This window comes from Sphingomonas sp. TF3 (assembly GCF_003985085.1).
Lineage (GTDB): Bacteria > Pseudomonadota > Alphaproteobacteria > Sphingomonadales > Sphingomonadaceae > Sphingomonas.
The window spans coordinates 1-19,919 of record NZ_RWKS01000023.1; the positions used below are offsets into that span (position 1 = coordinate 1).

21 protein-coding genes and 2 tRNA genes are annotated in these 19,919 nt (G+C 64.4%); 11 read left to right on the plus strand and 12 right to left on the minus strand.

All coding sequences use genetic code 11. From position 1 onward, the window contains the following. Positions 1-907: 907 nt before the first annotated feature. Together EJC47_RS17060 and EJC47_RS17065 are read right to left on the minus strand one after the other, a co-directional pair. Positions 908-1,195 (minus strand): hypothetical protein, encoded by a 288-nt coding sequence (locus tag EJC47_RS17060; RefSeq protein ID WP_126849036.1) that lies wholly within the window; start codon positions 1,193-1,195, stop codon positions 908-910. A gap of 139 nt (positions 1,196-1,334) precedes the next feature. Then, entirely contained in the window at positions 1,335-1,550 is a 216-nt protein-coding gene (locus EJC47_RS17065; protein WP_126849037.1) for a hypothetical protein, read from the minus strand. A 60-nt stretch (positions 1,551-1,610) separates the two neighbouring features. On the opposite strand from EJC47_RS17065, the gene EJC47_RS17070 reads away from it, so the two are divergent. Beyond that, on the plus strand, positions 1,611-2,228 hold the full coding sequence (locus EJC47_RS17070; RefSeq protein ID WP_148110557.1) for a hypothetical protein: 618 nt from the start codon (positions 1,611-1,613) through the stop codon (positions 2,226-2,228). A 75-nt stretch (positions 2,229-2,303) separates the two neighbouring features. Here the strand turns inward: EJC47_RS17070 and EJC47_RS17075 are convergent. The 4 genes from EJC47_RS17075 to EJC47_RS17090 all read right to left on the minus strand — a co-directional run bounded on the left by EJC47_RS17075 (position 2,304) and on the right by EJC47_RS17090 (position 5,520). Then, positions 2,304-2,380: transfer RNA gene (locus tag EJC47_RS17075), tRNA-Pro, on the minus strand. Positions 2,381-2,468: 88 nt separating this feature from the next. After that, a tRNA-Ile gene (locus EJC47_RS17080) sits at positions 2,469-2,545 on the minus strand. 12 nt (positions 2,546-2,557) lie between these two features. Beyond that, positions 2,558-3,580 carry a polysaccharide deacetylase family protein gene (locus EJC47_RS17085; protein WP_126849039.1) on the minus strand — a complete coding sequence of 341 codons (1,023 nt, stop codon included), beginning with the start codon at positions 3,578-3,580 and terminating at the stop codon, positions 2,558-2,560. A gap of 2 nt (positions 3,581-3,582) precedes the next feature. After that, positions 3,583-5,520, minus strand: coding sequence for a sensor histidine kinase (locus EJC47_RS17090; protein WP_126849040.1), 1,938 nt, complete (start codon positions 5,518-5,520; stop codon positions 3,583-3,585). A 186-nt stretch (positions 5,521-5,706) separates the two neighbouring features. Between EJC47_RS17090 and EJC47_RS17095 the strand changes: the two genes are divergently transcribed. Then, a complete protein-coding gene (locus EJC47_RS17095; protein ID WP_033965099.1) occupies positions 5,707-6,174 on the plus strand; it encodes an Lrp/AsnC family transcriptional regulator in 468 nt (155 codons plus the stop codon). A 77-nt stretch (positions 6,175-6,251) separates the two neighbouring features. On the opposite strand, the gene EJC47_RS17100 is transcribed toward EJC47_RS17095, so the two are convergent. Both EJC47_RS17100 and EJC47_RS17105 read right to left on the minus strand, forming a co-directional pair. Further along, positions 6,252-6,752 (minus strand): hypothetical protein, encoded by a 501-nt coding sequence (locus tag EJC47_RS17100; RefSeq protein WP_260591639.1) that lies wholly within the window; start codon positions 6,750-6,752, stop codon positions 6,252-6,254. Between the two features lie 198 nt (positions 6,753-6,950). Further along, the gene (locus EJC47_RS17105; RefSeq protein ID WP_033965095.1) at positions 6,951-8,234 is read right to left on the minus strand and encodes a hypothetical protein; all 1,284 of its coding nucleotides are present in this window, start codon (positions 8,232-8,234) and stop codon (positions 6,951-6,953) included. 209 nt (positions 8,235-8,443) lie between these two features. Here EJC47_RS17105 and yaaA point away from each other — a divergent pair, with 209 nt between their 5' ends. The 5 genes from yaaA to EJC47_RS17130 all read left to right on the plus strand — a co-directional run bounded on the left by yaaA (position 8,444) and on the right by EJC47_RS17130 (position 13,590). Further along, positions 8,444-9,196 (plus strand): peroxide stress protein YaaA, encoded by a 753-nt coding sequence (gene yaaA, locus EJC47_RS17110; protein ID WP_033965093.1) that lies wholly within the window; start codon positions 8,444-8,446, stop codon positions 9,194-9,196. Continuing rightward, positions 9,193-9,891: an SDR family NAD(P)-dependent oxidoreductase gene (locus tag EJC47_RS17115; protein ID WP_126849042.1), complete on the plus strand. Its 699-nt coding sequence runs from the start codon at positions 9,193-9,195 to the stop codon at positions 9,889-9,891. Before yaaA ends, EJC47_RS17115 begins: the two co-directional genes overlap by 4 nt. A gap of 110 nt (positions 9,892-10,001) precedes the next feature. Beyond that, on the plus strand, positions 10,002-10,355 hold the full coding sequence (locus EJC47_RS17120; RefSeq protein WP_126849043.1) for a hypothetical protein: 354 nt from the start codon (positions 10,002-10,004) through the stop codon (positions 10,353-10,355). Between the two features lie 110 nt (positions 10,356-10,465). Then, positions 10,466-13,237, plus strand: coding sequence for a DNA gyrase subunit A (gyrA, locus tag EJC47_RS17125; RefSeq protein ID WP_126849044.1), 2,772 nt, complete (start codon positions 10,466-10,468; stop codon positions 13,235-13,237). After that, the gene (locus EJC47_RS17130; RefSeq protein WP_126849045.1) at positions 13,234-13,590 is read left to right on the plus strand and encodes a DUF952 domain-containing protein; all 357 of its coding nucleotides are present in this window, start codon (positions 13,234-13,236) and stop codon (positions 13,588-13,590) included. Before gyrA ends, EJC47_RS17130 begins: the two co-directional genes overlap by 4 nt. Positions 13,591-13,596: 6 nt before the next feature. On the opposite strand, the gene EJC47_RS17135 is transcribed toward EJC47_RS17130, so the two are convergent. Together EJC47_RS17135 and EJC47_RS17140 are read right to left on the minus strand one after the other, a co-directional pair. Beyond that, the gene (locus tag EJC47_RS17135; RefSeq protein ID WP_033966126.1) at positions 13,597-14,028 is read right to left on the minus strand and encodes a DUF488 domain-containing protein; all 432 of its coding nucleotides are present in this window, start codon (positions 14,026-14,028) and stop codon (positions 13,597-13,599) included. Continuing rightward, a complete protein-coding gene (locus EJC47_RS17140; protein WP_126849046.1) occupies positions 14,003-14,656 on the minus strand; it encodes a lysoplasmalogenase family protein in 654 nt (217 codons plus the stop codon). The genes EJC47_RS17135 and EJC47_RS17140 overlap by 26 nt, the downstream gene beginning before the upstream one ends. A 100-nt stretch (positions 14,657-14,756) precedes the next feature. On the opposite strand from EJC47_RS17140, the gene EJC47_RS17145 reads away from it, so the two are divergent. The 4 genes from EJC47_RS17145 (at position 14,757) to trmFO (ending at position 18,583) form a co-directional block, all read left to right on the plus strand. Then, positions 14,757-15,302 (plus strand): GbsR/MarR family transcriptional regulator, encoded by a 546-nt coding sequence (locus EJC47_RS17145; protein ID WP_126849047.1) that lies wholly within the window; start codon positions 14,757-14,759, stop codon positions 15,300-15,302. A gap of 84 nt (positions 15,303-15,386) precedes the next feature. Beyond that, complete coding sequence (locus tag EJC47_RS17150; RefSeq protein WP_126849048.1) at positions 15,387-15,791, plus strand: hypothetical protein; 405 nt, start codon at positions 15,387-15,389, stop codon at positions 15,789-15,791. Between the two features lie 35 nt (positions 15,792-15,826). Next, positions 15,827-16,645, plus strand: a complete 819-nt coding sequence (locus EJC47_RS17155; protein WP_126849049.1) for a fatty acid desaturase family protein — start codon at positions 15,827-15,829, stop codon at positions 16,643-16,645. Positions 16,646-17,266: 621 nt separating this feature from the next. After that, complete coding sequence (gene trmFO, locus EJC47_RS17160) at positions 17,267-18,583, plus strand: methylenetetrahydrofolate--tRNA-(uracil(54)-C(5))-methyltransferase (FADH(2)-oxidizing) TrmFO (RefSeq protein ID WP_126849050.1); 1,317 nt, start codon at positions 17,267-17,269, stop codon at positions 18,581-18,583. Positions 18,584-18,586: 3 nt separating this feature from the next. Here the strand turns inward: trmFO and EJC47_RS17165 are convergent, their stop codons facing one another. Both EJC47_RS17165 and EJC47_RS17170 read right to left on the minus strand, forming a co-directional pair. After that, complete coding sequence (locus EJC47_RS17165; protein ID WP_126849051.1) at positions 18,587-19,060, minus strand: EF-hand domain-containing protein; 474 nt, start codon at positions 19,058-19,060, stop codon at positions 18,587-18,589. A gap of 56 nt (positions 19,061-19,116) precedes the next feature. After that, positions 19,117-19,785 carry a squalene/phytoene synthase family protein gene (locus tag EJC47_RS17170; RefSeq protein ID WP_126849052.1) on the minus strand — a complete coding sequence of 223 codons (669 nt, stop codon included), beginning with the start codon at positions 19,783-19,785 and terminating at the stop codon, positions 19,117-19,119. Positions 19,786-19,919: the final 134 nt, after the last annotated feature.

Here is a 19,919-nt window from a genome sequence, read left to right on the forward strand (position 1 = left end):
GCCGTTGCGCACCAGCAAGCGCCGGAGCGCCCGCACAGCGCCTGACGGCATGAGGCTGGCAAATCAATCCGATAACGTCGCCGACGCTGTGCGAGCCGAACTCCTATCGACACCGTGGTGTGCGCGGGCTTGTCACGCTGTCGCAGCGATCCCGGCGAACTTCCGGACGCAGCGTGCTCATGGCGTTCGGCGGCAACTTGTGCCGAATCACACAAAATTAAAACCTGAATGACTCGGCTGGAGCCAAACCCTGTCAAGGGGCGGACCTCGATTTTCGTGTCAAATTGGCCCGCGCCCCCATCGCTTCGGATTTGCGATGCGCTCCGGGTTTACTGCCCGCCGGGTTTCCAGTTCTCGCGCTTGCAAGACTCGGGTGACACCGATGCCGAAGCCTTCATGCGATCCGTGGCGCAGGAAAGCGCCTGGTTTACATACGGCCCGATGCTGGGAGCACTCTTTGGCATCGGGCAGCGATTATCCCGCATTAGGTCCATCGCAATTTGGGCCTTTGCCAGCGAGTTCGCGTCTTCCATCTGCCGGAGTGTGGCCCGAGGGGCGCTGTCATCGCCGACCGATGAAGCGAAGTTCGCCGCAAGGTCCATCGAAGCACCATCATACTGGCGCATGAGCGTGGCACACGTTCCTGCCGGAGCTGCTGCCGGCGGTGCCACAGGCCTCGTCTGTGCCATAGCTGGCATCCCGGCTGGCACCATCGTCAGCGCGGCGATCATTGCAAAGTGTCGCATTATTCCCCCTATAACAAACCACTTGCGCAGGAGCCTAGCCGGCGCAGCGTCGCTGTCCAGACCTCTTGCATTCACGATGGCGAAGCCGACAAGCCCCTTTTAACGAAACGGCCCGCCTATCCCTTGAGAAGGCGGGCCGATCCTTTTTCACAATCCTTAGATCAGGCTTCAATGCCATAGAGCGATAACAACCCAGATAGCGCATCATGCGCCACTGCAACCCGGAGCTGCTTACCGACATCGTTCAAGATGCTGGCATCCTCTAGCAGTCCGCATGCGACTGGCATAAGCTGTTGCAAAGGACGAAGTGCATCGCCTTGCTTTGCTTCGTAGCTAAACCAGTCCTCAAGGATGTAATTGTCGTCGTCAGCGCAATTTTTGATAATCGCTATGCCCTCAACGACCATTTGTCCGATCGTGTCAGGGTCAACCTTCATATTCAACAACATGTTTGCTCCTGTTCATTCCGCTTCGTGGATCGAAGGGAGCCCCCCTATCTGCACATGTTTCGCCGGCTGTCGCTTGGATTATGTGTGGCGGAAATAAGGCAGCTAGCGCTAGAAATCGGCGGCGGGGCTCCTTCAAGGCTCAAGCGTCTCTCTGCCCCCGCCGGCGGGTCGCTACCGTTCGGTGCCGCAATGCGAGTTCGCGGGCTTCGTGCATAATGTGAAGGGGCGGCATTGCCGGCACCGGATCGCCGGGGCGGTAGTTCGGAAACCATTCGGCGAAGATCGCATCGCCTATCGCGTTCAGTGCAAGCATGTCCGCCGTCGTGATGCGCACGGCGCTTTCGGTGTCGCCCATGTCTTGTTTCTCCCCCGCCGGTGATTCGTGCGGTGGCAAGGGAGCTATGCCAGATCGTTTGTGTCGTTCTACGTTGCAGAAAACGTGTGCGAATTGACACAGGAGCCGGGAGCGATGCTGAACCGAAGCTCACCATTGCGGGTAGAGGTAAATCCGTGGACGCTGGATCACACCCTGACGGAGGTGATGCAGCTCCGGGGCGCTTACGTGGCTGCGATTGGGACGGTGGAAACCATCCTCACGGAATTGGCAATACGGGCGTCAAAGCATCAGGCCTATGCGGGAATACGGGGCCGCTTTCCGTCACGCCGCCCCGAGCGGTTAAAATACCTTGCGACTGTTTGCGATACCGTTGGCCCGCTCACCCCGCATCGTGGTTTGATCCTCGCAGTTATGCGCCGGTTCGAGGATGGTTTGGCGCTCCGTGACATTATGGCTCACGGACGTATGCAGGTGCTCACGGGGCCGGGCGATGACGCCAGCATAAAGCTAGAGGATTACAGCGCTGCCGGCGAGTTCATCCAGTTTCGGCGGGATCAATATATGCTCAAGACGCTGCGCGTGCGCGTCTATCGAACCACCCGGCTAAGCCGATCCGTCGACTCGCTTTATTTTCAATTGGGCGACCTGTTGCCGCCGGTAACGGGAGAGTTCCAAGGGACAAACCCGATTGCATAATCGCTACAGCAAACGTCACGAAAGTTGCTACAGCACTTTCAGCTAACCCGCTGTAATATAACGTTTTTTTAGCGATGGTCGGGGAGACAGGATTCGAACCTGCGACATCCTGCTCCCAAAGCAGGCGCGCTACCGGACTGCGCCACTCCCCGACGGTGTCGTCGCTTAGGCGGGCTGGATCGTAAGCGCAAGCGTTGCTCTTACGATCCGTTACGATCGCCGATCGAAAACGATGCGACGTGGTGGGCCCGGCAGGACTTGAACCCGCAACCTAGCCGTTATGAGCGGCCAGCTCTAACCAGTTGAGCTACAGGCCCCCCTCGCCCCCGTTAGCGTTGCGCGCGCGCCGCTGCAATCACCTGATCGAGCGAAGCAGCGGCGATTCCGCGCCGCGCGAGATCGCCCAATACCGCCTCCCACCAACCGTAAAAGGCGCTGAGATCCGCTGCATCGCGCACATAAGGGGTATGTCCGGGCACGAGCGAGGGGGAGTGAAAGGAGAAGTTCAGTACCCGCCCCCCCTCCCCAGCCGCCACCGCAATCGCCTCGAGCGCATCGGGCAGCGGCATATCCTCGGGCGTCAGGGCCACGCGCGACAACAGGCGCATGCGGGCGGCCAGGCCGCGTCCCTTCGGTAGACGTCCCAATGCACGATACACGGTGGTGCCGTGCCGCCGAAGCAGGCCCGTATACACGGTCGTCAGCGGCAACTCGACCAAGCTGCCGCCCGGCCCGGCATGGAAGGCGGCATTGCCAATGTCGGAGAAATCGGGCCCGCCGTCCGCCGCATAACTGTAGCGCGCGCGCATCGAGCTATCGAGGCGGTAGCCGCGTTCGGCGAGCAAGGTCAGCGTCTGCGGGCCAATGCCATAGCGCCCGGCGCGATAGGCGATCGGGCGCGTGCCGAACGCGGCCGTGATGGCGTCGGTGAGGCGATCGATCTTCGCAGCCTCCAGCGAGCGCGGCAGATTTCCGACATAACTGTTGAACGGCGTCAGCGCCTCCTGGAAGGGCGGATTGACCCAGCCGTGCAATTGGGTGCCGATCGCCGAGACACCGTCGGCGCACGCAGAACCGAGCACCTCCACCGCGCGGGGGTCCGCTACAATCGGATAATCGACCATATAGGTCAGTGGCACGCCATGATCGGCGAACCAGCGGTGGGCATCGGGAATCGCGGCCACCGCCGACACCGAATGGGCATCGCGTGCGAGCGGCGCAGCCCAGTCGAACTCTTCCTCTGTGTCGACGAACACGATGAAACGTGTGCCGAAGACATCCGGCCACGCGACCAGATCGGTGCGCGCGGGGGCAAGCGGGCGATACGCTGCGGCAGGATCGGGCGTGGCCACGATCAGTTGGAAGAAACCTGCTCCATTCCGGCAAGAGACGCGGCGGGAAGGCGCAAAGTCAAGGCCTTGTCGCCTATCGTCAGGCTGCCGCGCAATTCGGCGGCAAGATTGCGTGCCAGCCGCAGCGCAAAGCCGGTGCCAAGCAAGGGTGCCCCCTCGCGCTCGGCCTCCGCCTCGGCATCGATGGTCAGCAAATTCTCTTCGGCATAAGCGGCGAGTGCCTTGGGCCGATCGAACACGATCGAGATCGCTCCGTCATCCCGCGCGGCCACCACGCCGATCTGCTCGCCAGCGCTGCCCGATGCCACGAGCGTCGCCATCAACCGCGCCACCAGCCGCTCTACCGCCCGATCATCGCCCAGGATCGCCAGCGAATCGCCGCGGACATGGTGTTCGAGCACACTCCCCCTAAGCGTCGCCAGCGGTGCCAGGTCCGCCAGGATACGCGCCAGCAACGGCGCGACCGGAACGTCACCGCTGCGCAAATCGAGCGCATGGGTCTCGATCCGGGCCGCCATGTCGATATCGTCGATCGCGGTGAGCAACCCGCTCGACTGGCTTCGAATGGCCGCAGCATGGGCACGATAGGCCGCAGGGACCGGACCCAGCATCTGCGATTCGATCATCTCGGCAAACCCGGCGATCGCATTGGTCGGTGTGCGCAATTCGTGCACCAACTGACGTAGCGCATCGGCGGCGGGATTGCGGGTTTCGCGCATGGGCTCGGCGGTTTCGTCGGCACGCGGGCGTCGGGCCGTACCGCGATAGCCGGTGAAGCGCCCGCTCACGCGGTCGAACACGGGAATCCCCGTAATGCGCCACTGGCCGGCCGCATCGGAATGGCCATCCACCACCAATCGCGCATTGGCAAAACCGGCCCGACGCCGAAACGCTCCCGCCACCACGCCATCGACCTGCGCGCCAGTGGCTGCGGGCGAAAGGTCGAACGACAGCCCGATCAACGGCGCTCGGGCCGCCCCTTCGATCCAGCGGACGATACCATTGGCATCGGTTTCGAAACGGAAGGTCTCGGACGGGTGCAGCTCGGTCGCGAACAGTTCCGGCTGAATTTCGAGACGCGGCCGGGCGGAGGGGATTTCCTCGCGCTGGCGCTGATAGGCATCGATTCGCGCAACCAGTTCCGCAATCTGAAAGGGACCGGTTTCGGGCGGCGATGCGGGTGGTGGTGGCCGGACAAACGCAATCGGAGCAGAAACCTCGGCGGCGGGCGGCGGCGCGGCCGGAGGTGCGGGTGCGGCCGAATGATCGGCGCGGCGCAGCGCTTCCGCCACCACCGGCAACCCGGCTGCGACCGCCGCGATCGACACGAAGGACGATCGCGGAGCGATCGGCGCTACAGTTTCCGGCAAACTCGGCGGCTCCGCGAAAGGTTCCGCCACGACATCGGCCTGCTCCGGCACCGGTTGAACGGGCGCGACGGGTTCGACCGTCGCTACGTGGTCGGACGCGGGCTCGGGTGCCGTAGGTGCCGCGACCTGCTCGGGTTCGGTCGGTGCGTCCAGGACGAAATCCACACTGCCGAAGCTTTCCAACGCTCGTTGCACCCCTCGCGGCAGATCGCGCCGGTGTCGCAGGATCGACCGCGCGGACGGCGACAAGACCGGCAGCAAACTCGTCCATTCGGCAATCGACAGGCGCGCGCTTCGCAATACCGGGGCGGCGATCGACAGGTCATCCTCGGCAAACAACGCCACCAGGGGAAAGGGAGGGGTAGCAAAGGCCAACCCGCGCGCGCTCGCTGACCGCACCAATGGCGGCACGTCACCGCGAATCATGCGCAAACGGGCAATCGCCTCCTCGCTTGCCGCGGCCCGCCCGCGCCCGATCAGATCGACCAACTGCCGCCAAGTGGATTGCGCGCCAAAAGCGGTCGACATTTCTGCCGAAAGGACCGTCTCCAGGCTGTCGTCGAACCGCAAGCTATTCTGTCCCCGAAATCGCGACGTCCCATGCGTCGTAACGGATTCTTAACCGGCGCAAAGGCCCTACGTAACCCCGAGATTTGGCACCGTCGCAATGTGGGACAATTGCGTTCCGTAGTAATTATCTTATAGGCAAGTGCAAGATGGCAATGCGAAACACGCGTTACCCAGGAGCATTACGTAATGACATTCGATTCGATCGACCGCCGTATTCTGGAACTGCTTCAGGACGACGGACGAATGACCAATGTCGAATTGGCCGAGCGCGTCGGGCTGACTGCGCCCCCCTGCCTGCGCCGCGTGCGCGCGCTCGAGGAAGCCGGAGCAATCCGCGGTTACCACGCCGAGATCGATCCCGCCACCCTTGGCTATCCGATTACCGTGTTTGCGATGGTATCGCTGCGCAGCCAGGCCGAGCATGATCTCGCCGCCTTCGAGGAGCATGTCGCCACCATTCCCGAAGTGCGCGAGTGCCACATGCTGAATGGCGAGATCGACTTCATCCTGAAAATCGTCGCCAGCGACTTGAAGAGCTTCCAGGAAATCCTGATGACTCACCTGACGCCAGCGCCGAACGTGGCGAGCGTCAAGACCTCGCTGACGATCCGCACGGCCAAGTCGCTCCCGGGTATTCCGATCCGCGCGGGGTGATGAAATCCCGAAGACCGCGCATGATAGCGGGGTCTGGCGCGGCAACTCGCAAAGCGACGGCGAAGTGCCGTCCCGGCCTACGCCGCAGCCATCACGGCCCGTTTTGCCGACCAGTCGCGGTGAACCGCAAGGCCCGATGCAAGCCATAGCGCGCCGGCGGCCATGAGCCCGGCAAACGCGCCGCCGCTTGGCCCATTTACGACAAAGCCGACGATCGCGACGGCGATCAGCCCAAAGCCGAGGACATAGAACGGACGAAAGCCCGCAGCGAAGGCGATCGGCAGGAAATGCAGCCCGACCACAAGCGCCATTGAGGGCAAGAGAAGGTCGGGCCGACGGAGATTGATGACGATATTCGCCGCGAGGAAAAGGCCCACTCCTTCTCCCATGCTGCTCCACATGATCGCATTTGCTTCTTTTGCCGACGGTTTGATGCCGTCGGCGGGTATGCAGATTACATACAGCGCAGCCAGCCCGATCAACACGAAGGCCAGGAAGGGCAAGGCCAAGGCGGCTCCCGTCACACTCCACTGCCAATACAGCGTCAGCGAAGCGAACACCGCCCCGAAAAAGCTCATGATAAGCGCGCCCCAAGCCCCCATGCGAAGTCCCCCTAAGTCTGCACGGGCGCGGTTGTATCTTTGACTATTGGGCTGGTCGAGATGCGGGCAAACAAGGTCGCGAATAGGCCTCCCATCGCGCGACGGCCGCTTGTCCCAAACGAAAAAGGGCGACCCGCAGGCCGCCCTTTTCCGCATATCCGAAGGGATGCGCGATCACGCCGTCGGCGGAGTGTCCACGAACACCAGCCACAACCGGGCAATCGCCTTGCTCGGGTCGGCAGCCACCTTCGTGAGGACCGCCTTGGCCCCGGCGCGATCGCCCGACAGCGCCAGCGCCATGCCGAGATGCAGGTTGTTGCGGTCGGCGTCAGGTGCGCCCTTGGTTTCGGCCAGGCGGTACATCTCGATCGCCTTGGCGTAGTTACGCGTGCCGAAATAGGCGTCGCCTGCCTGCTGCGCGAGATCGCCCTTGGGGGCTGCCTGCGCGTTCTTCTCCTTGATCGCGAGCGACGTCGCTCCGGCGATGCCGGTTTTGGCGCGGGTCAGTTCCTCGGTCGCGGTGATGTTGCCCTTGGGGATCGATTCGTTGGCAAAGCCTTCGTCGAGCACCGTCTTGGCTTCGTTGGGCAAGCCGACGTTGATCGCGGCATCGGCATAATCGATATATTCGCGCTGGCCGGTCTGGCTCTTGGTCGCCCACAGCAGGCGATACAGATCGACGCGGTTCTTGCTGTACTTAGCCGCCGACGGCCCCTGGAAGCCGAAGGTGTAGATCGCGCCGCGCCAATTCTCCTTGGTGCCATATTCGGTCAGCCAGGCTGCGGTCCACTGATCGGCACCTTCCTGGTCCCCTGCCTTGCCGAGCCGGGTGAAGGCATATTTATACCAGGATTCGGGCGCTTTCTTACCCTTGGCCTTTTCCGCCTGCACGGCGGCACCCAGATCGGCGATACCGCCCTTCACGTCACCCGCATCGACCTTGGCGCGTGCGATATTCAGCAGCAGATCGTCGTCGGTATAGCCAAGGTCCTTGGCCTTGGTGAAATAGTCGACCGCCTTGGCATAGTCCTTGTTCGAATAGGCGAAACCGGCCCGCGAATTGTAGCGGTTACCCAGCTCGGCCTTGGGCGTTGCCGGATTGGCGATCAGTGCATCAAGCGGCGGGGTCAGCGCGGCGATGCGCGCGGCCTCGGGCTGGCCTTGCGTCTGCGCGTTGATCAGCGACAGGCGCAGGCCAGAGGCAAGATACCGCTCATAATCGCTCTTCGCCACGCTATCGAGCGTATTGAGCGCGGTCTCGGCCTTGGCGAGATCCTTGGGCGTCGCGGCCAGCGCAGTCTGTGCTTCGACGGCAGCAGCACGCGCCGGTGCCGAAATCGTCGGCGTCGCCGGGGCGGCATCTTCCTTCTTCTTGGCGATCGCGGGGGCGACCAGGGCGGCACCGTTCAACCCGATGACGAGCGTTGCCGTCAGGGCGATCTTCGAAACCATCTTCATTGCGGGACTCTCCTCAAACGTCGCTGGCGCGGCGGAATACTGGCTTTGCTCCTAGCGCCGCCGGTTAGACCGTCAAGCGACGCGAGATGCGCGGCGGCGACTGAACGCGCTTTGAACGCATTTGGCCGCATCGCGGTTCGCGATTCGCCGCGCTCCAATTTGCGTTCGGGCTTTGACGCGGGCGCGGTGCCCGCCTAATCGCCGGGGCGATGATCGCCCTTCTGTCCCCTGCCAAGACGCTCGACTATGAACGTCCCCTCCCCGCTTTGACCGCGACCGCGCCGCGCTTTCACGCAGAGGCCGCTTCGCTCGCCAAATCGGCCGCAAACCTGACCCAGGCGCGCCTCGCGGCCCTGATGCACATTTCGCCCAAGCTGGCGAAGTTGAACGCCGACCGCTTTGCGGGATTCGCCGATGCGCCCCAACGCCCCGCTCTCTTCGCTTTTGCCGGAGACGTTTATACCGGCCTCGAAGCGCGTACCCTCGACGAAGCCGCGATTGCCTTCGCGCAGGACCATGTGCGGATGCTGTCGGGTCTATATGGCCTGCTGCGCCCGCTCGATGCGATGCGCCCCTATCGACTCGAAATGGGCACGCGCTGGGCACCGCGCCGCAAGAGCCTGTACGAATATTGGGGCGACCGCATCGCTGCCGCCGTGCGCGAGGACGTCGCCGAGGAAGGATCGGGCGTCGTGCTGAACCTTGCCAGCCAGGAATATTTCGCGGCGGTCGACGGCAAATTGGCGGGGTTGCGCGTGATCGACGTCGACTTCCGCGAAGCCGGGCCCGACGGCCCGCGCTTCGTCAGCTTCCACGCCAAGCGCGCACGCGGGATGATGGCGCGCTGGATGTGCGAACATCGCATCGGCGAGATCGACGCGATGCGCGGGTTCGACAGCGACGGCTATCGCTTCGACGCCGCCGAGAGCACACCCGACCGCTGGCGGTTTACCCGCGCATGACCGGCGCAGCGGTCATTATCGGTGCCTCGGGCGGCATTGGCGCGGCGCTGGAAGCGGCGCTGATCGACGAAGCGACCTTCGAAAAGGTCCACGGCTTCGCGCGGTCCCGCACCGGCGCGCAGCATCTTGATCTGCTCGACGAAGCAAGCATTGCGGCAGCCGCTGCGCATGTCGCCAAAGGCCCCGCCCCGACGCTGGTGATCGTCGCCACGGGATTGCTGCACGCAGGCGAGCGCGGCCCGGAAAAGGCGATGCGCGAACTTGATCCGGCCTGGCTGGCCGAGACCTATGCGATCAACGCGATCGGCCCGGCCCTTGTCGCCAAGCACTTCCTGCCGATCATGCCCAGGACCGGGCGCGCGGTGTTCGCCGCGCTCTCCGCGCGAGTCGGCAGCATTTCGGACAATAAGCTGGGCGGCTGGCACGGCTATCGCGCCTCCAAGGCCGCGCTCAACATGCTGATGCGCGGCATCGCGATCGAGGAAAAGCGCCGCAACGACCGCACCATCGTGGTTACGCTGCATCCCGGCACCGTCGACACGGCGCTGTCCCGCCCATTCCAGGGCAATGTCCAGGCCGGTCGCCTGTTCACGCCAGACCGCGCCGCGTTGCAACTGCTCGACACGATCGAGGAATTGAAGGCCCCGGATAGCGGCAAGCTGTTCGACTTTGAGGGCAAGGAAGTGCCGTTCTAAAGAACGAGCCAACATGACGGATTTGTCATGATCGCACCATTGCCGATCGGGCGATAGCGTTGCACCATCGCCGCAGGCGTGTTGCGCCTGACGGTTTTGAGAGGATGTCCATGACGAAGCTCCCGATGACGATCGCCGCCGCTGCGGCCCTCCTGTGCGGCACCGCCGCGCTCGCCCAGACCAAGCCTGCGCCAAAGCCAACGCCGACCAAGCCGGCCGCCAAGCCAGCCCCGGCGGTGAAAGCGACCCCCGCAGCTGCGGCAAAGCCCGCCCCCGTTGCGACGAAACCCACCCCTGCAGCCGCAAAGCCCGCACCCGCCGCGCCAGCCGCCGTCAAGCCCGCAGCCCGCAAACCTGCCGCTGCGGCCACCGGGCGTATGGTCACCACCAAGACCAGCACCGGCAAGACGATCACCTACAATTGTTCGAAGGCCGGCAACGCCAACAAGGCCGCCTGCAAATAAGCGAACCAAACCCACCCCTGCGCCGCTGCGATGCGCGCGGGGGTGGCGTTTCGTTGCGCGCTCGGCTAGGGTTTGTCGCATTCCCGTAACACAGCCGAAGGCACCATAAATTGACCGACGAGACCGTCCTCGCCGACCCTTCCGACATTGCCCCGATCTCGATCGTCGACGAGATGAAGTCGAGCTATCTCGACTATGCGATGAGCGTGATCGTCGCGCGCGCACTTCCCGATGTTCGCGATGGCCTGAAGCCCGTTCACCGGCGCATTCTTTGGTCGGCGTCCGAAAGCGGCTTCGTCTACAACCGGCCCTATCGCAAATGCGCCCGCATCGTCGGTGACGCGATGGGTAAATATCACCCGCACGGCGACAGTTCGATCTACGAAGCCTTGGTCCGCATGAGCCAGGACTGGTCGATGCGCGTGCCGCTGATCGACGGCCAGGGCAATTTCGGCTCGATGGACCCCGATAAAGCGGCCGCGATGCGTTATACCGAGGCGCGTCTCGCCAAGGTCGCGGGCTCGCTGCTCGAGGATATCGACAAGGACACGGTCGACTTCGTCCCCAATTATGACGGGTCCGAGCGCGAACCGTCGGTGCTTCCGGCGCGCTTCCCCAATCTGCTGGTCAATGGCGCGGGCGGCATCGCCGTCGGCATGGCGACCAACATCCCGCCGCACAATCTCGGCGAAGTGATCGACGCGACACTCGCCATCATCGATTCGATGACCGGCGCGCGCGAACCGCTGACCACCGAGGAACTGATCGAGATCGTCCCCGGCCCCGATTTCCCAACGGGCGCGATCATCCTCGGCCGCGCGGGCGCGCGCTCGGCGTATGAAACCGGGCGCGGCTCGATCATCGTCCGCTCGCGCTATGTCGTCGAGGAAGGACGCGGTGATCGCCGCTCGATTGTGCTCACCGAAATCCCGTATCAGACCGGCAAGAACGGCCTGGTCGAAAAGATCGCCGAAGCCGCCAAGGACAAGCGCATCGAAGGCGTCAGCGACATTCGCGACGAATCGAGCCGCTTGGGCGTGCGCATTGTCATCGATTTGAAGCGCGATGCGACCCCGGAGGTCGTGCTTAACCAATTGTGGCGGCACACGCCCGCGCAATCGAGCTTCCCCGCCAACATGCTGGCGATCCGGGGCGGTCGCCCGGAATTGCTCAACCTGCGCGACATCATCACGGCGTTCGTGACCTTCCGCGAGGAAGTCATCACTCGCCGTTCGAAGTTCGAGCTGGCCAAGGCGCGCGACCGGGCGCATCTGTTGCTTGGTCTCGTCATCGCGGTGACGAACCTCGACGAGGTCGTCCGCATGATCCGCGGCTCGTCCAGCCCCGCCGCCGCCCGCGAAGCCTTGCTGGCGCGCGATTGGCCGGTCGCTGAGATCGCGCCCTTTATCAAACTGGTCGAAGCGGTCGAAGTCGAAGTTACCGGCGACACCTATCGCTTGTCCGAATTGCAAGTCCGCGCGATCCTCGATCTGCGCCTCCACCGCCTCACCGCGCTCGGCCGCGACGAGATCGGCAACGAACTGCAAGGCCTCGCCGATTCGATCGCCGAACTGCTCGCCATCCTCGCCGATCGCGCCAAGCTGTTCGCGGTGATGCGCGAGGAACTGGTCGCGGTCCGCGCCGAATTCGCGACCCCGCGCAAGACCGACATCGCCGCTGCCGCAGATGGCATCGACGATGAGGATTTGATCGAGCGTGAGGACATGGTCGTCACCGTGACGATGCAGGGCTATATCAAGCGCACCACGCTCGACACCTTCCGTGCCCAGGCGCGCGGCGGCAAGGGCCGTGCGGGCATGGCGACCAAGGACGAAGACGCGATCACGAACCTGTTCGTGACCAGCACGCACACGCCGGTCTTGTTCTTCTCGACGCTCGGCAAGGTGTACCGCATGAAGGTGTGGAAGCTGCCCGAGGGCGGCGCCGCCACGCGCGGTCGCCCGATGATCAACTTGCTGCCGCTGGCAGAGGGCGAGACGATCTCGACCGTGCTCGCTTTGCCCGAGGACGAGACGGAATGGGCCGCACTACACGTCATGTTCGCAACGGCGCGGGGCAGCGTACGCCGCAACTCGATGGACGCCTTCACCAACATTCCGACCGCCGGCAAGATCGCGATGAAGTTCGAGGGCGTCGATGCCGATGACCGGCTGATCGGCGTGGCGTTGCTGAGCGAAAATGACGACGTTCTGCTCGCCACCCGCCAGGGCAAGGCGATCCGCTTCGCCGCCGACGAAGTGCGCGAATTCCAGAGCCGCAATTCGACCGGTGTGCGCGGCATGACGCTGAAGGGCGATGACGAGGTGATCTCGCTGTCGATCCTCCACCGCGTCGGCGCAACACCCGAGGAGCGTGAGGATTATCTCAAGTTCGCGCCGTGGAAGGGCGAGCGCGAAGGCCAGATGGCGATGACCCAGGCGCGCTACGAAGAGCTGATGATCCGCGAGCAGTTCATCCTCACCGTCTGCGCCAATGGCTACGGCAAATTGTCGTCGGCTTATGATTATCGCCGCACCGGTCGCGGTGGCCAGGGCATCACCAACATCGACAACATCCCGCGCAACGGCCCCGTCGTGGCGAGCTTCGCCGCGACCAAGGGCCATCAGTTGATGCTGGTGACCGACCAGGCCAAGGTTATCCGCACCACGCTCGGCTCGATGCGCGTGATCGGCCGCAACTCGGCTGGCGTGAAGCTGTTCGATGTCGGCAAGAACGAGCATGTCGTCTCCGCCGCGCGGATCGAGGAAGCCGAAGGCGATGCCGAGGCCGACGTCCGCGACCTGACCGCAGTGGAAGTGGCCCCCGACGATACCGGCGACACCGGTGAGGATCTGGCGGCTGGCCCGGACAATGGCGAATGAGCGAACTGCCGCTCACTGCCTATAAGGTGCTGACCGCCGAGCAGATGGCGACGCTGGAGACCGAGGAATCGTTCGCTGGCGCGCCCATCGACTTGGCCGACGGCTATATCCATCTCTCGACCGCCGCGCAGTTGACCGAAACCGTCGACAAGCATTTCGCCGGGCAAAGCGATTTGCATGTCGCGGCGGTCGATCTCGGATCGTTCGGCGCAGGGTTGAAGTGGGAGGAGTCGCGCAGCGGCCAGCTCTTCCCGCATCTCTATGGCGGCCCGCTGCTGCTCGAGACGGTGATCGCTTACGGTCCGCTCGAACGCGATGCCGACGGCCGCGTGAAACTGCCCGTCGCGGGCTAACGCCGCTCACGCATACAGATCGACCACCTCTGCGCCTTCGGCCTCTGCCTCCAGCAACAAAGTGCGGTGGCAGTGGCGCGGGTCGCGCTCAAAGCACAGCAAGGCGCTCGGCTTCTCCGCCGCCAGCGCCAGCATCTGCGCCGCCTGGGCCTGCGCCTCGGGGAGTTCGAGCTGGTCGGCATAGACCGCCTCCAGCGTCGCCACATCGCCCTTCTTGGCGGCATCGCGCCCGCGTTTGGGGGTGCCGAGCGCCTTCAAATGCACATAGTCGATCCCGGCTTCGGCGAGCGACGCCGCCAGCGACGTTTTCGAAAAACCCGGCCGCCGCGACAAGGGTAGCGCACGCACATCGATCACACGCTCAACCCCCGCGCCCGTCAGCGCCGCCAGAAAATCGGCCATCGTCGTGGCTTCATAGCCGATCGTGAATACCTTCATTTCCCGCCCGCTCCGTTCTCACCACGCCATAAGCGATCATCGCCTGCCCCGCGACGTAGAGCGGCCAGACCAGCAACGTCGGAACGATCGAATCGGCCAGCGGACCCAGTCGCGCGAAAATCAGCAGGTCCGACACCGCGAACAGCAGCGCTCCTGCCCCCACCCAGTCACGCGGAAAGCGGCTGATCCACGCCGTCGCCGCCATGCCGCCAAGCGCGAGCCCATAGACCAGCACACCCGGTTGCCCCGACAGCGCGTAGCCCGCGCACGGAATCCCCAGCAGCAGTGCGATCGCCACGCCCGTTCCCGACCGGTCGGTACGCAGGTTGGTCCAATACAGTCCGGTCGCCAGCAGATGCGAAGCGAGGAAGGCAGCGCCGCCAATCGTCATCCCCGACGTTTCCAGCAGCACATCGCCCAGCGCCGCAAACCCAAGCACCACCGCCAACCAACGTGCCGCCAGCGTCCGCGCGGCCAGCGCGACCCAGACGGCCAGCAGCGCAACCGCAGTCCCCTTCCACGCCACCAGCGCTGGTCCAGCCGGCAAGATATGGCTGGCCGCCCAGAAACTCACCCCCGCAACAAGGGCCGTTACGAACAAGGCTGGGATCGGCACACGCTGAGACATTGTGGGAGGATGCGCCACCGACTCCGCTTCGGCAAGCACACCGGGCTTGACCCGCACAAAAATTCATCTATTTCTGTATTTACAGAAATTGGAGTTACTGGTGACCCTGCTCGACCATCCCGACGCCAAGGCCTTCATTCTCCATTGGGGCGAGATGGGCACGCATTGGGGCGTCAACCGCTCGGTCGCGCAAGTCCATGCGCTACTCTACCTCTCCGAAAAGCCCGTCGATGCCGAGGCGATCGTCGAGGCGCTGGGGCTCGCCCGCTCCAACGTGTCGACCGCGCTCAAGGAATTGCAGGCCTATGCCATCGTCCGCCGCTTCCATGTCGAGGGCGACCGGCGCGACCATTTCGTGGCCGAAGGCGACCTGTGGGAAATGCTGATGCGCATCGTCGCCGAGCGCAAGCGCCGCGAGATCGACCCGACCATCGCTTTGCTCGCCGACCTGGCCGAGCGCCTCCGCCAGGACGACACCGCCCCCGCCCATTTGCGCGACCGCGTGCTGCGCATGCACGAATTCCTGTCGACGCTGAGCGGCTGGTACGAACAAGTCCGCACCCTGCCCAAGACCACCCTCGTCACGCTGATGAAGCTCGGCAGCAAGGTCGCCCGCTTCATTCCCGGCGGCAAGACCAAGGATTAAGGCGATGCGCACCCACCCAATCCCACCATAACTTTGCCCGTTTATTTCGGTCCTTACAGAAACGACAGGTATAAGGAACCGGTCATGGTCGAAATTTCATATCTTCTCTATCTCGCGATCACGCTCGCGATCACCATCTGGGTCGCGCGCACGCTGTCGAAGAATGGCGAGGTCTTCCTCATTCAATGCTTTGGCCAGAACGAGACGCTGGCGCGCTCGACCAATCATCTGCTCGTGGTCGGCTTCTACCTCGTCAACATCGGCTTCATCACGCTGACGCTCAGCCTCGGCAACGAACCGACGACGCTGACCGGCGCGATGCGCTTCCTCAGCAGCAAGGTCGGGCTCGCGGTGCTCGTGCTCGGCGCGATGCACTTCTTCAACATGGGCGCGATTGCCCGCTTCGGCCGCAAGGTGAGCGGCTGGATCGAAGCACGCCCACTGGCGGCGGCACACCGCACCCGCACCGACGAGCGGATCACGCGGTGACGTAACCACCCAACCATCAACGGGGAGTGCAGATCATGGGCATGCAAACCGTCGCAACCTACCGCCACCGCATCGGCACAGTGGAATGGCGCGATCTTGTCGGGATGCGCCCGCGCGACGGGCTGGTCGAATGCCTGCACCCGCTGCCGTGGCTGGCGGCGAGCTGGGGGCTGGCCGCGGCGGGGCTGTGGCCGCTCGCCGCGGCGGCGTCCTTCATGATGTTCCTGACCGCGCTGCGGCTCAACCACGAAGCGATCCACGGCAATCTCGGCTTCGCCAGGCGCACGCACCGCATCGTGATGCACGCGCTCAGCGCGGTCATGCTCGGGTCGAACAACGCCGTCGCGTTCAACCATTTGCGCCACCACCGCCACCTCGGCACGCCGGAAGACACCGAAGGCGCGTGCGGCCGTATGACCTTCTGGCAAGTCCTGCGCGAAGGCCCCCGCTTCCCCTTACGCAATCACGCGGATGCGTGGCGGCACGGCACGCCCGCCTTGCGCCACCGGATGCGGATCGACTTCGCGCTCAACCTCGCCGTCATCGCCGCCGCGCTCGTCACGCTGCACCCGGTACTGCTCTATCACGTCGCCGCGATGCTGGTCGCGCAGTGCCTGACCGCCCTGTTCGCGGTGTGGATCACCCACCACGATTGCGCCGAGGACGACATCGCCCGCACGCAGCGCTCACCCCTGGTCAATTTCGCGACCTACAACATGTTCCTCCACCTCGAACATCACCTCTACCCAGCGGTGCCGGTGCGGCGGCTCGGCATCCTCGCCCACCGCATCGCCGACGCCGCGCCCGAGGTGGCGGCGCGGGAACGGCTGGTGTTTCCGGAGGTGTGGGGGTGAGGAAGGGGAGGAACAGAAAATGATGGCCGACCGGTTTCGCCTAATTGCGGCCACTCTAATGCGGGTTTACACGATGCGGATGGTCTCCCAGTCGTTGACAACCGCACTTACGTGGGCGTCTCTCCTAACCGTTCCCCCGATCGGCGGATATTGGCTCGGACGTGTTCAAAACGCATCTGTTAGAATGACACTCTTAGCGGCGTTTTTGCTCACACCGGTTTGGGTTTTGACTATCTTGATGGCCACGACGCCGCCCGCGCCTCCCAACAGTTTCGCTTGGTGGGAGGCAGGTTTGATAATGATCCTCCCAGCTATTGTGATCTGGGGAATGCTTGCTGGCACCGGGTATGCAGTTAGCCGTGGGAACGTCCGCTAACCACCCAACCCGAGACGTTCGCTCTGTCCTACACACCATCGATCTGTCAGCCTCGGCAAACCCGCTCTTTCAAACCGTCGACACCCCCAAGACCAAGCGCACCAAACAACGGTGCCGATGGTGCGACTCGTGTGACTTTAACCCTACCCAACGCCCGCATTCGCCGTCTTTTGCCTAACCTTCTGCCAATCCCCCCGCCCGATCGACCTTTGCCACCCCGCCCCACCCCCGCTACAGCCCAGGCCATGACACACCAGATCCACATCATCGGCGGCGGCCTCGCCGGGTCGGAAGCCGCCTGGCAGCTCGCCGAAGCCGGTTTCGCCGTAAAGCTCTCCGAAATGCGCGGCTCGGGCGAGATGACGCCCGCGCATCAGACCGACGGCCTCGCCGAACTGGTCTGCTCCAACAGCTTCCGCTCGGACGATGCCGACAGCAATGCCGTCGGGTTGATCCATCAGGAAATGCGCACGCTGAACTCGCTGATCCTGCGCGAGGCCGACATCCACAAGGTCCCCGCCGGCTCCGCGCTCGCGGTCGATCGCGATCGCTTTTCGGACGGCGTCACCGCCGCGCTCGCCGCGCATCCCAATATCACCCTCGTGCGCGAGCGCGTCGACACCCTCCCCGACACTGGCCCCGTGATAGTCGCCACTGGCCCACTCACAGCCCCCGCGCTCGCCGATACGATCGGCGAGGCGACCGGCAAGGATGCGCTCGCGTTCTTCGATGCGATCGCGCCGATCGTCCATTTCGACAGCATCGACATGGACGTGGCCTGGATGGCCTCGCGCTGGGACAAGGGCGATTCCAAGGATTACATCAACTGTCCGATGACGAAGGACGAATATCTCGCCTTCCACACCGGCTTGATCGAGGGCGAGAAAACCGAGTTCAAGGAGTGGGAAAACGTCCCCTATTTCGAAGGCTGCATGCCGATTGAGGTCGCCGCCGCGCGCGGGGTGGATACGCTGCGCTATGGGCCGATGAAGCCGGTCGGGCTCGATGATCCCCGCACCGGCCGCTGGCCCTATGCGGTGGTGCAATTGCGGCAGGACAATGCCAGCGGCACGCTGTGGAATATCGTCGGTTTCCAGACCAAGCTGAAGCATAGCGAACAGGTCCGCTTGTTCCGCACCATTCCCGGCCTGCACAATGCCGAATTCGCGCGCCTGGGCGGTTTGCACCGCAACACCTTCATCCGCTCGCCCGAATTGCTCGATGAAACGCTGCGGCTGAAGTCGCGCCCCAATATCCGCTTCGCCGGGCAAATCACCGGCTGCGAAGGCTATGTCGAAAGCGCGGCGGTCGGGCTGATGGCCGGGCGCTTCGCCGCGGCCGAACTCGGCGGCAAAGCGATGACTCCGCCGCCAGTGACGACCGCGCTCGGCGCGCTGCTCCACCATATCACCGGGGCAGCGGTCGCGGAGACCTATCAGCCGATGAACGTCAATTTCGGGCTGTTCCCGCCGATCGAAGGCCGCACCAAAAAGGCCGATCGCAAGAAGATGTATACCGATCGCGCGCGCGCGGCGCTGGGGGAATGGTTGGCGACGAGGTGAGCCTCAGCTTTCCTCGGCGCTCGCCGGAGGAGCCGCAGGCGGGCAATCGCGCCGAACGCGCGGGGCCTTGCGTTTGGGCGCGGTGCTGACGAACTCGGCCGGCGTCATCGCGCCCGATTTGTCCTTGTCGGCCTCGGCGAATTTGGTTTCGGTCTTCACCGCCCATTCGTCGAACGACAGCACACCGTCATGGTTGGTATCGAGCTTGGCATAAGCCTTGCGGCGCGGCGCGAGATACTCCTCGCGCGTCACCTTGCCGTCGCGATCCTTGTCGTAGCGGTCGAAGCGCTTCTGCTCGCGGGTCTTGTCGCTCGCCTCGGGCACGGTTGCGGGCAGCGCACCGCCTTCAGTCGTCTGCGTCAGTGCTAGCGGGGCAGACGGCAAGGCCGCCACCGATCGCGCACCGCGGTTGAACAGCAGCATTCCCGCCGCGACCAGCGCCAGCGTCGCCAGCCCCCCCACCAGATATCGCCACATCGCGCCCTCCCCCGAGTCCCATGAGAGGGTATCGCGTCCAAGCGCGCGGCGGAAGCCTAGCGACCGGTAAAACGATGCCAGGCAAGCCGCGCAACCCGTCGCGGGGCACCGACCGGAGGCGATACGCCCGACGGGAGCGAGAGGTCCATCCGCGCAATGTGCGCGAGCGCACCGAGCGCGCGGGCGGCGGGGCTCCAGCGCTGTCGGGTGGCGTCGGCCAGCGCCGTCGCCGCCATCTCGGCAGGAAGCAGCGCCGCCGCATCGCGCGCGTGGCGCGACAGATCGGCAAGGGCCCATCCCGCGCCCGCCGCCGCCAGCGGATCGCGCGCCGTCGCACCAAGGATCTGCCCCGCCACGGCAAACAAACCCCCGCCCCGCGCGGCAGCATACCCCTCCAGCACCGGCCTGGTCAGCGGGTCGGGGTCGAGCAACACCTCCCAGCCGTCGATCATCCCGGCAAGCGTAGCGCCCGAAATCCCGCGCGGCAGCACCTCTGCCGCGAGCGCTTGCAACACCGGCTGCGCGGGCGCCGGGGCCGTGTCGAGCGCGACCAGCGCCTCACGCCACCAGGTCAGCCGCATCTGCCCGACCAGCGGCTCGCGCGTCGTGCGCAGGATTTGCCCCAACGTGTCGTCCAACGCGAGCAGCGCCGCGAGCGCGGATCGGCTCCGCTGCGGCGCATAGGACAAAGCGAGCATACGCTCCGGGGTGGTCCGGTAGGTCATTGCGCGCGGTTGGGCCGGTACGGGTTACCGCCGATTAACCAAACTCGTTCAAAACCGGTTATCGCCTTTCGGGGCATAGCGGAGACAAGCCGGATTCCGGTTGGACTTTGGGGCACTTGAACTATGCGGGGGAA

Bases quoted from the DNA above. Each gene is read 5' to 3' on its own strand.
- EJC47_RS17060 (WP_126849036.1), bottom strand. From the start codon at position 1,195: ATGTTGTTGAATATGAAGGTTGACCCTGACACGATCGGACAAATGGTC.
- EJC47_RS17065 (WP_126849037.1), bottom strand. From the start codon at position 1,550: ATGGGCGACACCGAAAGCGCCGTGCGCATCACGACGGCGGACATGCTT.
- EJC47_RS17095 (WP_033965099.1), top strand. From the start codon at position 5,707: ATGACATTCGATTCGATCGACCGCCGTATTCTGGAACTGCTTCAGGAC.
- EJC47_RS17100 (WP_260591639.1), bottom strand. From the start codon at position 6,752: ATGAGCTTTTTCGGGGCGGTGTTCGCTTCGCTGACGCTGTATTGGCAG.
- EJC47_RS17105 (WP_033965095.1), bottom strand. From the start codon at position 8,234: ATGAAGATGGTTTCGAAGATCGCCCTGACGGCAACGCTCGTCATCGGG.
- yaaA (WP_033965093.1), top strand. From the start codon at position 8,444: ATGATCGCCCTTCTGTCCCCTGCCAAGACGCTCGACTATGAACGTCCC.
- EJC47_RS17115 (WP_126849042.1), top strand. From the start codon at position 9,193: ATGACCGGCGCAGCGGTCATTATCGGTGCCTCGGGCGGCATTGGCGCG.
- EJC47_RS17120 (WP_126849043.1), top strand. From the start codon at position 10,002: ATGACGAAGCTCCCGATGACGATCGCCGCCGCTGCGGCCCTCCTGTGC.
- EJC47_RS17130 (WP_126849045.1), top strand. From the start codon at position 13,234: ATGAGCGAACTGCCGCTCACTGCCTATAAGGTGCTGACCGCCGAGCAG.
- EJC47_RS17135 (WP_033966126.1), bottom strand. From the start codon at position 14,028: ATGAAGGTATTCACGATCGGCTATGAAGCCACGACGATGGCCGATTTT.
- EJC47_RS17140 (WP_126849046.1), bottom strand. From the start codon at position 14,656: ATGTCTCAGCGTGTGCCGATCCCAGCCTTGTTCGTAACGGCCCTTGTT.
- EJC47_RS17150 (WP_126849048.1), top strand. From the start codon at position 15,387: ATGGTCGAAATTTCATATCTTCTCTATCTCGCGATCACGCTCGCGATC.
- EJC47_RS17155 (WP_126849049.1), top strand. From the start codon at position 15,827: ATGGGCATGCAAACCGTCGCAACCTACCGCCACCGCATCGGCACAGTG.
- trmFO (WP_126849050.1), top strand. From the start codon at position 17,267: ATGACACACCAGATCCACATCATCGGCGGCGGCCTCGCCGGGTCGGAA.
- EJC47_RS17165 (WP_126849051.1), bottom strand. From the start codon at position 19,060: ATGTGGCGATATCTGGTGGGGGGGCTGGCGACGCTGGCGCTGGTCGCG.
- EJC47_RS17170 (WP_126849052.1), bottom strand. From the start codon at position 19,785: ATGACCTACCGGACCACCCCGGAGCGTATGCTCGCTTTGTCCTATGCG.